Below are 14,128 nucleotides of genomic sequence, written 5' to 3'. Positions count from 1 at the left end.
GTTATAAGGCTCTTTTAAGGTTTCAAAAACACGGTGGTTGATTGGGTGTCTTTAAAATATTCATTGGCCACACGCACCAAATCGCTCACCTTTAAATCCAAAAATTGTCGCTGATAATCCGTCAAGCCTTGAATATCGTTTTGCACTAAATAGTCCGCAAAAAGCCCCGCAACATCGCTAGAACTTTCTAAGTTAGAAATAAAGTCAGCTTTTTGATTGATTTTGAGCTTGTCTAACTCAGCTTGAGTGATTTCGCCTTTTTTAAGCTTTTCTAAAAGTGCTACGATTTCTTTTTGTAAGGCTTCGGCTTTGACATTAGGATTACCCCCCGCAATGAATAAAAACACGCTTTCATCTTGTAATTGCATGTTGTGTGAGAAAGCTTGAGAAGCCAGGCGTTTTTTATCCACTAATTCGCTTTGCAACCACGAGCTTTTACCTTCGCCTAAAAGCCTGCTTAACGCATCTAAGGCGACTTGATCTTTATGCTTGAAAGCAGGCACTTTATACCCTAACGCTACCCATTCTAAATGGACCCCATCTTTATGCACGACTGCTGTTCTTGCTCCATCTTGTTTAGGCTCTTTCATGTAAGGGGTGGGGATAGCTTTTTCATCAAGGTTTTTTAAGGATTCAAAATGCTTTTTACTCAATTCAAAAACCTTTTGGGAATTGACATCGCCTACCACCAAAACGATAGCGTTTTTAGGCTGATAATAGAGCGAATGGAATTTTTTAATGTCTTTTAAAGTCCAGTTTTGAATATCGTCCATAAAACCAATGGGCGTCCAATGGTAGGGGTGATAGACATAGGCGGTGTTAAAAAAGCGGAAATAAAGCATGCCGATAGGGGAATTATCGGTGCGCCATCGCCTTTCTTCAGCGACCACTTGACGCTCAGGCAAAAACTCATCTTCTTTTAAATTCAAAGAACCCATGGTTTCAGCGAACAATTCTAAAGACTTATCCAAGTTAGCCTGACTGGTTTTAATGAAGTAGCGCGTAATATCAAAGCTCGTGGAAGCGTTACTCACGCCCCCAAAACGCTTAACGATTTTATCAAATTCGCCGGCTTTAAGGTTTTTGGTGCTTTTAAAATTCAAATGCTCTAACATGTGAGCGATCCCGCTCTTGCCCATGACTTCGTTTCTAGAGCCGACTTTATAAAGCACATCCACTTCTATAACCCCGGTTTTATTTTCTAAGGGGACGCTTACGACTTGCAACCCGTTTTTTAAGGTAACGCTCTCATGTTTGGGTAAGTAAGATTGTGCGTGCATGCTCGCTCCTAAAGTGACTAACAAGACAGAACTAAGCCCTAAAAGTCTTTTAACAGAAAAATGTTTCATCTTAAATCCGCTCCTATAGCCTCTTTAACGCTCAAAAATCCATCTTTTTGGAGTAATTTTACCAAATCTTTAAGAATATTTTGGCATAAATTTGGCCCGTTGTAAATAAAAGCGCTATAAATTTGTAACAGACTCGCTCCCATTTTAATCCTTTCATAAGCTTCTTTCGCATCGCTAATCCCCCCTACAGAAACAAGAACGCTTTTATTGAAAAAAGCTTTAGCCAGTTCTTTAAAGACTTCACGGCTTTTTTTAGTCAAGCATTTCCCGCTCAAGCCCCCCATTTCTTTAGGAGCGAACACCAGGCTTTTATCAATAGTCGTATTAGTCGCAATAATCCCATGCGCTCCCGCTTCAATAGCGCTATTGACAACCTCTAGCATGCCGTCTGTTTCTAAATCCGGGGCGATTTTTAAAAATAAAGGCTTATGGGTCATTTCTTTCGCCATGCAAAAAAGCTCATGCACAAACGCCTTGTTTTGTAAATCCCTTAAATTAGGGGTGTTGGGCGAAGAAAGGTTGAAAGTGTAATAATCGCCAATGTTTAAACATTTATTTAAAACCGCCTTGTAATCTTCTAGGGCATGCGCTTGCTCTATGTGTTTGTTTTTGCCTAAATTGATGCCAATAGGGGTTTTATAAGGGGCAAAGCGCTTAAACGATCTCGCTCCCAAAATCGCCCCGTAATTATTAAACCCCATCGCATTTTGTAAGGACTCTTCTTCAATGTGCCTGAAAAGCCTTGGTCTTTCATTCCCCACTTGCGCTTCATTGGTGAGAGTGCCTGCTTCTAAATAGCCAAACCCAAAAGCGATTAACGCCCTAAGCATGGAAGCGTTTTTATCAAAACCGGCGGCTAAGCCTAAGGGGTTAGGGAAGTTTAAGCCTAAAATTTCATTTTCAAGCTTTGGGTTTTTATAACCCCATTGAGAATCAATCAAATTGCACAAAAAGGGCGATGAAGAAAGCATTTTTAAAATCTTGCAAACTTTTTCATGCACGTCTTCAGCGTCCAGGCTAAAAAGATATTTTTTTAATAACGAATAAAGCATTTAAATCCTTATCTTTTATGATTTGAACGATAACCTTTAAAAGGTTTTAAGGGCTTGTTTTTCAAAATAATCCTGTGAATTTAAAGGATCGTTAGGGTTTGAAACTTTAGCGTAACGGCCTTTAGAATTTAACTCGTAGCGTTTTAAGGTGTCTTTTAATTGGATTTCTAAAATATGCAATAATTTATTAGCGATCTTTGGGTTTGTGGCTGGAATGAGCAATTCCACGCGCCTTTCTAAATTCCTAGGCATTAAATCCGCGCTAGAAAAATAGATATTTTCATGTTTAAAATAATAAATGCGTGCATGTTCTAAATATTTCCCCACAATAGAATACACCCTGATATTTTCGCTCAATCCCTTGATTTGGGGCTTTAAACAGCAAATCCCTCTAATAATGAGATCAATTTTAACCCCTTTTTGAGAGGCTTGATAGAGCCATTCAATGATTTCGCTATCCACTAGGGCGTTGGCTTTTAAGATGATATAGCCTTCTTGTTTGTGATTCATTTCATTTTGAATGAGTTCAATGATTTTAGGCTTGATCTGTTTGGGCGCCATAAAAAGCGTTTCTAATGCGCTATTAGTCGCGCTGCTAGTGAGCAGGGAATGGAAAAGCTTGATAATGTCGTTAGCGATTTCATTTTTAGCGCTAAAAAAACTCACATCGGTATAGACTTTAGCGCTCAAAGGGTTGTAATTGCCCGTGCTTAAATGGGTGAAATGGCGCAATTGGTTGTCTGTTTTTTTAGTGATCAATAGCATTTTGGCATGCACTTTGAGTTTGAAAACGCCATAAACGACTAACGCGCCCGCTCTTTCTAAAGCTTTTGCCCAGTGCAGATTGCTTTCTTCATCAAAGCGCGCTTTTAATTCCACTAAAACGCTCACTTGAATCTTGCTTGCCGCTTCAATTAAGGCTTTGACAATGGGGGAATGCTTGCCCACACGATAAAGCGTCATTTTGATAGAAAGGGTGCTTGGATCGCTAGCGGCTTGCTCTATTAAATCAATCACAGGCTCAAAACTTTCATAAGGATGGAACAGCAACAGATCCTGTTTTTCTATGGATTTGAAAAGATCGTTTTCATTGAAATGAGGGTGGATTTTGGGCGTGAAATTGGGCGATTTAAGCGCTTTAAAATCGCTATGATTGACCAATTCCCACAAATCCCCTAAATTGAGCATGATCGCGCTTTTATAGATATGCATGCCAGTGAGTTTGTGCTTTTTGTAAGAGTGGGTTTGAAAACTCCTTAAAGACGCTAAAAGGGTTTTTAAAAGCTCTTGACTCCCTTTTTGGGTTTGCAAGCGCACGATTTCGCCTTGATTGCGTTTCCTCAAACTCTTACTCATCAAATCCGCATAATCATGCGCTTCGTCTTCAGTGATAGCAATATCCGCATCGCAAGTTACCCTAAACGCCATGCAGTCTAAAATCTCATGCTCTAAAAACAATTCTTCTAAATGCGCTTCTACGATTTCTTCAGCTAACACAAACAAGCCTTTTTCTAGCTCTACAAAACGGAAGATAAAAGAGGGGAGTTTGATGAGCGCATAGGAGGTGGTTTGGGTTTCTTTGTCTTTAATGCGGGCAAAAAGCGCGAAAGTCAAATTCGCTAAAGGCGGGAAAGTGTGCGAAGAATCCAACTTAAAAGGCAAAACTAACGCGTAAAGCTGCTCTTTAAAATAGGTTTTAGCCTTCGCTTTTTGCTCTAAATTCAATTCATTATAGGGGGTGATACAAAGCCCTTTTTTAAAGAGTAGGGCTTGGATTTTTTGGAATTCCAACTCCCTTTCTTCAATTTCATGTGCTAAATAATGCTTGATTTTTTCTAATTGTTCTTCAGGGCTTGCACCATCAATGCCTTTAGAGGCGATTTTATGCTCATAGAGTTGTTTAAGCCCTGCCACTCTTATCATGTAAAATTCGTCTAAATTCGTGTCATAAATGGCTAAAAATTTCAAGCGCTCTAATAAAGGCAAGCTCTCATCTTTGGCTTCGTTTAAAACCCTTGTGTTAAAAGCTAACCATGAAAGCTCGCGGTTAAAGAAACGATTCAATAGAAATCCTTTAAATCATCATGTTTAAAAATCAGTTTGTTTGGTGTGATTATATAATGAAATGATAATCATTGAAGCTTTTTTAAAAGTCATGGTCGGAGTAGCGGGATTCAAACCCACGACCTCACCCACCCCAAGGGTGCGCGCTAATCAGGCTGCGCCATACTCCGCAATCAAAAAGGGAGATTGTAGCGCGAATTTGCTTAGTTGTTGTTTAAAAACTCTTTTTTGTAAAACTTCATTTTTTGAATAAAACTTCATTTAACCCTAAAAGATCGCTTAAATTTTTTTTAGCGTTTTTTGGGTTGATTGTTTCTATAATAAGCGGACGCGAGTAGTAATCTCTTGGTTTTCTCTTTGGTTGCGGTATTTGGAGTATGTTAGGGTTGGGGGTAACAGTGGGTGGTTACCTCAGAAAAGGAGATAACCTAACATGAGATTAGTAATCATAGTTTTAATGGTGTCTGCAATGCCATTATACTAAAATTTTGGCTCTGGTGCAAGAGCGCTGGGGTCAAATCTATGGTTACTAGCGGATTTGACTCAAACTTTTAATTTTTGAAACTTCTTTTTCTTTAAAAAATTTCTTTTGATGACAAAACTTCTCTTTCTTGTAACTAAAGGGTTTTTATCTCTACCCCTTAAAAAAGTTTTGTTCTAAAATTTTTCATTGGGGTTTGACTTGTTGTTTTAAGAGTAGGGGGAGTAGGAAGTCCCTGAACGCGGTTAGGGTTTGGGTTGATTGGTTGTTATTCTCAATCATTTTTAATACATTGTTCCATTTGGTATAAGTTTTTAAATTTGGTAATACGATTTTAATATTTTCAATATCTGATTTTGTAATAAATTTAATAATAGAGCCACGAGATTGTAATTTTAAGTAATTTGTATATGATTTTACAAATAGATATATTAAAACATAGTGATTTGGATTATTTGGATTTACAACATATGTTCTTTGATAGGCGTCAAATTTCCCATCATAGTGTGTAACATGAAAATTTCCATTCCCAGAAATAATAATATGTTTTCCTTCAAATTGATATGTTTCGCATCTTAAAGGATTGTTTGAGCAAGTAAAAAATGAATATTTTCCTTGATTAGATGAATGATTAGCGTTTTTGTTTCCTACTTTTAATTGGGTTAGTTCCCCTAGCGTTTTAACTTCAAAATCGTTGGGGATAAGGCGGTTTAATTCTTTAGAGAATTTCATTTTTCCGCCGCTAGTTTGATAGGGTTTGTTGTTTTCATCTAAAAAATCAAAACGAACGAAGTATTGCTCATAAAGAAGTTCTAGGATTTTGTGTAAAAGCTCATTGATTTTATGGTTGTTTTCTATTTTTTGATCTAAAACAGAAAGCGTGCGGGCGATTTTTTGTTGTGTTTCTATGTTAATTAAAGGTATATTTAAATCCTTAATAGTATCAATAGTTAGTGTGTATCTTTGACCGCTTCCACTTGCACAATTAGAAAAATATTTTCTGCCATAAAAAGAATTTAAATAAGCATTTAAAAATTTTCCATTTAAAACCTTTTGATTAGGTTTAAGCAAAGTGCAATGATAACCTAGTAACACATTATCAAAATTATCTGCAATATAGGTAGAAATGCCTATATCATCTTTTGTTTCGCTATCCTTTGTAATAGCAACATAACCTTTTTTTAATGAAAATTTATTAATTTCGTTTTGTGTGGCGGTTGCTTTCATAAATTTTTTACTTGTATATTTTGTTATCGCCCAATTATTATATACATCTGTAAAATTACAGAGTTTAACTTTTTGTTCGTTTTCTTTTGTTTTTTTATCTACATTGCTATTTAGAATTTCGCATACTTCACTTAATTTGACATGCTCACTCAAACCTAACCCCTTTTAAAGTTTCTAAAATTTCTTGTTGCAAGCTCTGGCTTTCATCAAAAAGGCTTGTGAGTTCGCTTGAATATTGTTGCATTAAATTTTCAAACTCCGCTTGGCTGATTTTCTCGCTCGTGTCTTCTATAGTGAAATACTGCCCGGGGTTTAGAGAATAATTTTTTTCTGTAATTTCATCAAAAGAAACCAGAGCGCAAAAATCCGCTTTTGGGGTTTTATTTTGAAAAGTTTCTAAAATCAAACCAATATCGCTTGTTCTTAAGCGCGTTTTTTTGTTTTTGTTTTCGGTGTATTCTTCGCCGAGTTTGGAAGCATCAATCAAAACCACTTCCTTTGCGCTTGGCGTTTTTTGAAAAAAGATGATGCTCACGTTAGTGCCGGTGTTGGCAAAAACTTGACTGGGCATGCAAACCACCCCATAAACGAGCCTTTCATCCACTAAATGCCGGACAATCTTATTTTCTACCCCGCTTTTAGCGCTAATGAATCCCGTTGGCACGATAATAGCCCCCTTACCCTTATGGCTAAGCATGTTCAAGCAATGCTGGAAAAAGAGCGTGTAAATGGGCATTTTGCTTTTATCATTTTTGGGGATATTAGGAACGCCTAAGAAAAAATCGTTTTTGTTTTGCGAAATCTCGGCATGCTCGTTGGAAAAATCCAGCTTGAAAGGGGGGTTACTCACGATAAAATCCATTTTCCCCTTAAATTCTTTAGAATGGTAGGGGTTAATCAATGTGTTTCCCTCAATGGCGTATCTTAAAGAGTGGGTCAAGTCGTTTAAAATCAAGTTGAGTTTGAGCATTCTTAAGGATTTTTGCGAAATGTCTTGGGCATAAAGGGTGCAAGAATCTGTGCCTATTTGGTGGGCTAATGCCATTAAAAGCGTTCCTGTGCCAGCGCTTGGGTCATAGATCTTAACGCTTTGAGTTGGCTCATTAATTAAAAGCTTAGCAATGATGCTAGCGATGCTTAAAGGGGTGTAGTATTCGGCGTATTTCCCTCCGCTGTTGTTATTGTAATCTTTGATTAAGTATTCAAAAATGGGGGCGAAAAAATCATAGCCTTGTTGGTTTTGTAGGTTTAAAAAAGCTTGTTTGAAATTAAAATTTTTGAGTTTGTCTAATAAAGATCTTGTAAAATTAGCCCTTTTGGATTCTTCATTAATGTATTGTGAGACGCTTTCAAATAAGGCGATAGTGGTTTTGTCCGTGCTTGTGGTGTTGAAAAGCTCGGCATTATTGCTAGAAATGCGATTAAAAATAGTATCTAGCTTTAGGTGTAAATCGTTATCGTAAAAATGTTTTTCAAAAAGATGGTTTAAAAGCTCATCATAAGCGAGTTTGGGGAGTCTTTTATCGGTTAAGGTAATAAAGAAATCTTCTTTTTCTTCTTCGTTAAAGTCTTTGTAATCTTGTATCGTTTTGTTAGGGAATTCTTGTTCAAAAAGGAATTCAAATTTATCGCATAAGAATTTATACAAAAAGCATTGCGTGATGATCTTGTATTCGTTGCCGTCGCCCGCTAAACCAGCATCATTGCAAATGACTTTTAAATCGTCAATGAGTTTGAGAGTGTCTTGTTTGATTTGTAATAAAGCGTTATTGGGCATTCAAATTTCCTTGATGGTGGTTTTGCATGAGTTCGTTAAAAAGGGTTTGAGTAATAAACTCTTTTTCTTTTTGTAAATCTTTTAAGGAGGGGTTTTTGTTGAAAGCGTCCCTTAATTCTACTTTTATGGCATTTTTTAGGGTATATTCTTCGTTTAAGATTTCTTGACGCTTAGAAATGCGCGCATCAAGAGCTTTTTTGAGCACACTTAAAAGCGTGAAAATCCCCTTAGAAATGTTTTCTTCCATAAGGCGATCATGAAGGCGTTTATGCGTGATCACATAAGCTCGATCATTATTGTATTTATTTAATAGGTTGGTGGTTTGCTCCTTATGTTGTTTTAGTTGTGAAATGATCGCATCATAGGAATGAGAAATTTCCTCAAAATTCTGGCTTGTTGCGGGCGTTTGGAGTAGTTTTGAAAAGTCTTTGTAAAACTTTTGGATTTCTTTATCTTGTTGATCTGGGATTTTTTCTAAAATCTCTTTAGCTTGCTTTTGTTTGGTGGTAATTTCTTCTTTTTCTTTGAAGTGCAATTCTTCGCGTTCTTTAAACTCTATTTTAAAGTCTAAAAGAGCGATGAGGTCTTCTAAAATCATTAAATCGTTTGGGTTTTTAGGCTCATTGATATTTTTTAACGCATGGAGTTGTTTGGCTTTTTTATGAAGCATTGAAGAGATTTTGCTGATCTTTTCAATATCAATTTTTTCTTTTAGTGAAAGGATTTTTTCATCACTAGAAGTGCGGATTAAATTGTAGCGCTCTTTGAGCGTGTTAATGGCTTGTGAAACTTTTAAAAGCTCACTCATTTTGCTGATATTGACAATGGTGCTAGTCATGGCCTCTATATCGTCAATGGGGTAATTAAAAAGATCGTTATAGGCGTTTTTAATGTCTTTTTCTAAAGTCTTACGATCCGCAAACATGTCTTTGAGATTGTCTTTGATATTAGAATCGCTTTGATTGAATTGGTTTAATTCTTTCAAATAATCATCAGTCGTTTTGTCATAATTTTCTTTAATCCCTACAAAATCTATAAGGTAGCCAAAAGACATGTTGTTATAGGAGCGATTCACTCTGGCTAGGGCTTGGAGCAAATTGTGATCTTTTAATTCTCTGTGGATATAAAGGCGTTTGAGACTGGGTAAATCAAAGCCGGTCAAAAGCATGTTAAACACAAAGACTATATCCGTATCTTTATGTTTGAAAGAATAAATCTTTTCTTTGACTTCTTGTTCGTCATGCAAAATCAGGCTGGATTGGAGTTTTCTTAAAATCCTTAGGTTGGGGTTTTCTTGTAAGACTTTTTCTTGGACTTCATTAAAAAATAAATTAGCTAATCTGGCTTGGGCGTTTGAAAAACAAATTACCATAGCCTTTAAATTTTCATCATTATTTACACGCCTGAAATTCAATAAATCTCTGATGATATAAAAGAGCATTTCTTTAATGTATCTTTCATGATTAAAAATAAATTCTTTTTTAACCTCTATGTCTTCAATAGTGATGCTTTCTTGTAAAAGGCGATAGATTTTTTGTAATTTTTCTTTGTAACTCTTTTCAATGATTTCTAACTGGAGTTTTAGGGTGTGTCTGTCTTTAATGGATTCTGTATAAGAATAGGTGTGCAAGTAGTTGCCAAAAGTGTTTCTAGTGGCTTTATCTTGCGCGTTGTCTTCTAATAGGGGCGTGCCTGTGAGAGCGATTTTAACCGCTGTTTTGTCGCATTCTATCAAATTAGCGTAAAAGCAACCTTTAGGATCATAGCTCCTGTGGGCTTCATCTATGATAAACACCCTTTGTAAATCGTGGTTATTTTTTGTCGCTTCTTGTAATTCTGTTTTAGAAATAATTTCTTTAGGAGTGCTAGAAGGGTCTTCATTGGGGGCTTTTTCTTCATTGGGGGCTTTGAATTTTTGGATATTCACAACGATGATTTCATCATTCCCTTGAGGGCCTTCAAAAACGCTAGAGTTTTTTAATTTTTGGCTTAAATCCTCTTTATTTTCTGCCTCATGCACACAAAGGCCTCTTTTTAAAAACTCGCTTTTGGCTTGTTCTAATAAATCCAGTCTGTCCACAATAAAATAAAATTTAGTCTTTTTGTTTAGCGGGCTAAAAAAGTCTCTGATGAGTTTGGTTAAATGATAGGTTAAGGCGGTTTTACCGCTGCCTTGCGTGTGCCAGATGATGCCTTTTAGAGGGTCTTTGGGGTTATTTTCATAATGCTTTTGCAATTCTTTTAAAACATTCAAGCTCGCAAACATCTGTGCGTAACGCCAAACGTGTTTTTTAAACTCTGATTTTTCTTTTAAGAAACTGATGCCGTATTTTAGGATAAAGCAAAGCCTTTTTGGAGAGCAAAACGAAGTTAAAAGGGAGTTTGTGGGGGTGTCTTCAGGGCTTTTTGGGGTGTCGGTGTCTTTGAGATTGAATTCGTTTAAGATCTTTTTTTGAATTTCTTCAAGCGATCGATGGTTTTGATGGTTTTGATGGGTTTTCGGGGGGGGGGGGGTAATATCTAGCTTATGAGCTTCAACAAAGCGTTGGAAAATGGGCGAATAAGAAGCGCTATAAAACACGCCTTGATTGGGGTTGTTTTCATCATAGGGTAAGTCATCGCTAAAGAGCCAGATTTGCGCAAGGTTATAAAAAACTTTGTTTTCAGGGTTTTCATAGCGTTTGATATGGCGATCTCTTTCTTCTTTAATGCCTTTTTCGGCGAAAGGCTGTTTAACTTCTATATTCACCAAAGGCAAGCCATTGATAAAAAGGGTGATGTCAGGCCTAAAGGATTTGTAGGGTAATTCAGTCATCATTTCATAAAGGTTGTTGTTAGGGTTATCAAAGTCTATGATTTGATGCTCGCTTTTGAGCAAGTATTCATAAAATCTTTTGCCTAAATCATCGTAATTCAAGCGTTTTTTGATTTCAGTCAGTGAATCTTGTGCGTTTTTAGTGGGGTTTAAGCACTCAAACGCTTGAGTGAAGCTATCGGTTAGAATATTGGTGGCGGTGTCTAGGTTAGGCTTATCTTTTTGAGAAATAAAGTTATAGCCCAACTTGGCTAAATGCATTAAGGCAGGGATTTGAACCCTTGTGATTTCATTGTATGGCATGCACACCCCTTTGATTTAAGGTTGTTATTATAGTGTAAAAGTGAAAATCATGGTTGTTTGAGTTGCATTTGCAATAACAAACAAGCTTCTTTAAGGAATTGTTTTAAGGTGTTTTGAGAGAATTTGATAAAATGCGTCAGCTCATTTTCGTTAAGATGCAATGAAACGATTAAGACGCTTTGTAAAATATGAGCGACACTCCCTTCAAATAAAATGCCGATAGTGGGGGTTTTAGCGCTGGCTGTTTGGCAAAACCCACTCAAGCTATCCACCCATTCAAATATTTCTTGCTTGGTTTTATGGGGCGTGTTTAAACGCGTGAAAAAATCCTCTTTAAAACTCATCAGATTTTTTTGTAAATTGTTTAAATCCTTAGCATGGTTACTTCTAGGGCTAAACATGCTTTTAATGCGAGCGATAGCGTCTTGTTTGTTGATTTGTTTCAATTTCACTTGAGAGTGATTGAGGCTAACAGCATGCTTGATTTTCGCCCCATAACTTAAATTATAGACTTTTTTAGGCTGGTAATGATGAAGGGCTTCTTCAATCCTTTCTTTAGAGAGCAAAAAAAGCGAGTCGCTAAAAGTTTCATAACCTTCAACATTACCCTCTACGCTGATTAAAGACGAAGTGTCAATTTCTTTTTCGTCCCCATAATAGGAATTTTGAGCGTGCTTTTTAAACCCTTTGATATAAGCGCAATCTAAAGCGCACAAATAGATTTCATCGCTCATCAAACCCGCTAAAGCCACCCCGGCATTGCCCACAAAAGGCGCTGCGTATTCTATGCTTAAAGGGCTTATATACGCGCAAGCACTCCCCCCACGCATAAACATTAACGCTTCTTTAGCTAAATTAAAAGCGTTAGGATTGAGCATGTTAGCCCCCATTAAGGGGGTGTCTTCTAGGGGGGCGTTTTCTAAAACTTCCTTAAGATAGTCTATGCGCTCCACTTCTATTTGAAAATCCACTTTAACGCCGTGCGCTTTTAAAGGCTTTAAAGCGGTTCCGCATGAAAAAATAATAAAATGGTCTTCATTTTCTTTTAAAAAATCCAACAATAAATCCAAGCTTGGCCCATTACCCACCACGCAAATGGGGGCGTTAATCTTTTTGGGTTTGGTTTTTAGGGTTTGGTATAGGGGTAAGTTTTTGAGCGTGTTCTTTAATCCCAGTAATTCATCTTCAAAACTCCCCCAACCCCTTAAGGCTTGTTTGTAATAGCTTTGAATGTTTTCTCGCATGCGCATATTGAAAGCGCTTTTATAGGGCATGATTTCTAGCTTTAAAAAAGAATGCGTGACAGGGCGTTTCAAAAAATCCATTTTTAATTCATTGGGGTTAAAAAACCCTTGAATAAAGAGTTTAGCCCCTTTTATGATCAAATCTTCATAACGCGCAAAATAACAGCTGATTTTAAACAAATCTAAATTTTCTTCAAACAAATAAAGCGAATGGAAGCGGTAATTTTGAGCCTGTAAAATAGCCAAAAACAAGCCGTCTAAAACGCCATAAATCATGGTAGGGGGTAAGAATTTCTTTAAAGAGCAAGGCGTTTGATGATTATCTAAAAAGTTTGAGATCGCATGCGTGGCTTTAAGGGTTAGGGGGAGTTTGGGGTTGTTTTGAGATTTTAAATAATGTAAAGAGAGGTGGTTATTGTCTAATGAGTATCTGGGATTATTCAATGGGTTAGAAGCCATGTTGAAAGCGGTTTCTATCATTTGATTTTTAGGGTAGCTTAAGGCGTTTGTGGGCGTGTGTAAGAGATTAAGATGATTTTTTTCAAAAAGCAATTGGTAATTTTTAAAAGGCGTATTGAGGGCGTTAAACAGATTGGGGTGATAGGATTTGAAAAAAACTAAATTATCCCTAAAACGCTTTGAAATTTCTTTTTCTAAATAGGGCGCGTTAAAAGATTCTAGGGCTTTTAAAAAGGGCATGTAATGGCCTTTTTCATCACACCCCTTATGAGTCTTTTAAATCATTTTCTAAAAGTTGGGAAGCGAGGGCGATTTTTTTCAAAGAGATAAAATCTTGTTCGCTGTAGCGTTTGTTGTCATTCATTTTGTGGTAGTAGGGGGTGCTTAAATCTAAGGCTTTTTCCTCTAAATCTTGCTTGGTGGTGTGAGTTTGGATTTCAAAAAGGTTTTTTGCTTCTTCTAAAGACATAGGGATTTCTATTGCATTGAAGCGTTCAAAATTATCATAAAGCTCGTTAAAATCCTGATTGTCTATCTGCAAAAACGCCCCCACATCTAAAAACAATTCTTTTTCTTTGCCATCTAGTATCCCATCAGCATAGGCCAATAACATAAGAAATTCCACTAATTTCAGGCGTTTGGCGTATTCCCCATGCGTGTGATCGGCGATTTCTTGGCATAAGGATTCAAAATTTTCTTTTTGATCCACAGGCTCATTGAGAAGCTCTTTGGCTAAATTTTGCTGTTCGTTGTTTAAGGACTGCTCTAATTCATGGATAAAAAGCGTTCTTAAAGCGTTATCCAAAGCGTTTTTTTGAATGTCTAAAAATTTTAAAAGACGCATATACGCGCCTATTTGGGTTTGCTTGAATTTGTCTAGGGGGCTAGATTGCGCTAACAAATAGGGGTCATTTTTCAAGTCGTATTCTTCGGTTTTGGTTTTAGGGTTTAGGGGGTTTTTCAAATATTCTTTGAGGGTGTTGTAAAAATAAAACAACACAACCGCCGCAACAATTAATAAAATGATTTCCATTTTTTTCCTTTATGAGTATTTTTTCATTTGTTCTTTAAGGTCTTGTTTTTGCTTGCTCTCTCGCTCTTTTTTGGCTTGATAAAGACGCATCTGCTCTTCTTTTTGTTTGTCTTGTAAGATCATTTTCCTCTCATGGTTTTTTTTAAGCCGTTCTATGTATTCTTCTCGTTTTTCTGGGTCTTGGAAACTCACAGGGCGGATAAAAAAGACAAATAAGATTAAGATAAAGATCCCTAAAGCGATCATTTCAGAGCCTTCGCTATTGAAAGCATACCAAAGTCCGCCCATCAAAGAAGCGAGCGCGAGTTTTAAAAAAGCGTTCAT

The 14,128-nt window shown here is 36.7% G+C and carries 9 protein-coding genes and 1 tRNA gene; all 10 read right to left on the bottom strand.

What is annotated here, in order from left to right:
* Positions 1 to 14 precede the first annotated feature (14 nt).
* On the bottom strand, positions 15 to 1,349 hold the full coding sequence (gene pqqE, locus QT74_RS02380; protein WP_033764374.1) for a zinc protease PqqE: 1,335 nt from the start codon (positions 1,347 to 1,349) through the stop codon (positions 15 to 17).
* Complete coding sequence (locus QT74_RS02375) at positions 1,346 to 2,401, bottom strand: quinone-dependent dihydroorotate dehydrogenase (RefSeq protein WP_033764372.1); 1,056 nt, start codon at positions 2,399 to 2,401, stop codon at positions 1,346 to 1,348. The genes pqqE and QT74_RS02375 overlap by 4 nt, the downstream gene beginning before the upstream one ends.
* Positions 2,402 to 2,437: 36 nt before the next feature.
* Positions 2,438 to 4,465 carry an RNA degradosome polyphosphate kinase gene (locus tag QT74_RS02370; RefSeq protein WP_033764370.1) on the bottom strand — a complete coding sequence of 676 codons (2,028 nt, stop codon included), beginning with the start codon at positions 4,463 to 4,465 and terminating at the stop codon, positions 2,438 to 2,440.
* A gap of 92 nt (positions 4,466 to 4,557) precedes the next feature.
* A tRNA-Pro gene (locus QT74_RS02365) sits at positions 4,558 to 4,635 on the bottom strand.
* 497 nt (positions 4,636 to 5,132) lie between these two features.
* On the bottom strand, positions 5,133 to 6,326 hold the full coding sequence (locus QT74_RS02360) for a restriction endonuclease subunit S (protein WP_033764368.1): 1,194 nt from the start codon (positions 6,324 to 6,326) through the stop codon (positions 5,133 to 5,135).
* On the bottom strand, positions 6,319 to 7,950 hold the full coding sequence (locus QT74_RS02355; RefSeq protein ID WP_033764366.1) for an N-6 DNA methylase: 1,632 nt from the start codon (positions 7,948 to 7,950) through the stop codon (positions 6,319 to 6,321). Before QT74_RS02355 ends, QT74_RS02360 begins: the two co-directional genes overlap by 8 nt.
* Entirely contained in the window at positions 7,940 to 11,068 is a 3,129-nt protein-coding gene (locus tag QT74_RS02350) for a type I restriction endonuclease (protein WP_033764364.1), read from the bottom strand. The genes QT74_RS02355 and QT74_RS02350 overlap by 11 nt, the downstream gene beginning before the upstream one ends.
* Before the next feature lie 47 nt (positions 11,069 to 11,115).
* Positions 11,116 to 13,011, bottom strand: a complete 1,896-nt coding sequence (locus tag QT74_RS02345) for a motility associated factor glycosyltransferase family protein (protein ID WP_033764361.1) — start codon at positions 13,009 to 13,011, stop codon at positions 11,116 to 11,118.
* A 25-nt stretch (positions 13,012 to 13,036) separates the two neighbouring features.
* On the bottom strand, positions 13,037 to 13,804 hold the full coding sequence (locus QT74_RS02340; protein ID WP_033764359.1) for a TerB family tellurite resistance protein: 768 nt from the start codon (positions 13,802 to 13,804) through the stop codon (positions 13,037 to 13,039).
* 9 nt (positions 13,805 to 13,813) lie between these two features.
* Positions 13,814 to 14,128 (bottom strand): hypothetical protein, encoded by a 315-nt coding sequence (locus QT74_RS02335; RefSeq protein WP_033764462.1) that lies wholly within the window; start codon positions 14,126 to 14,128, stop codon positions 13,814 to 13,816.

This window comes from Helicobacter pylori SA213A (assembly GCF_000476275.1).
Classification (GTDB): Bacteria; Campylobacterota; Campylobacteria; order Campylobacterales; family Helicobacteraceae; genus Helicobacter; species Helicobacter pylori_CL.
This window is presented reverse-complemented; position numbering and strand designations above follow the sequence as displayed.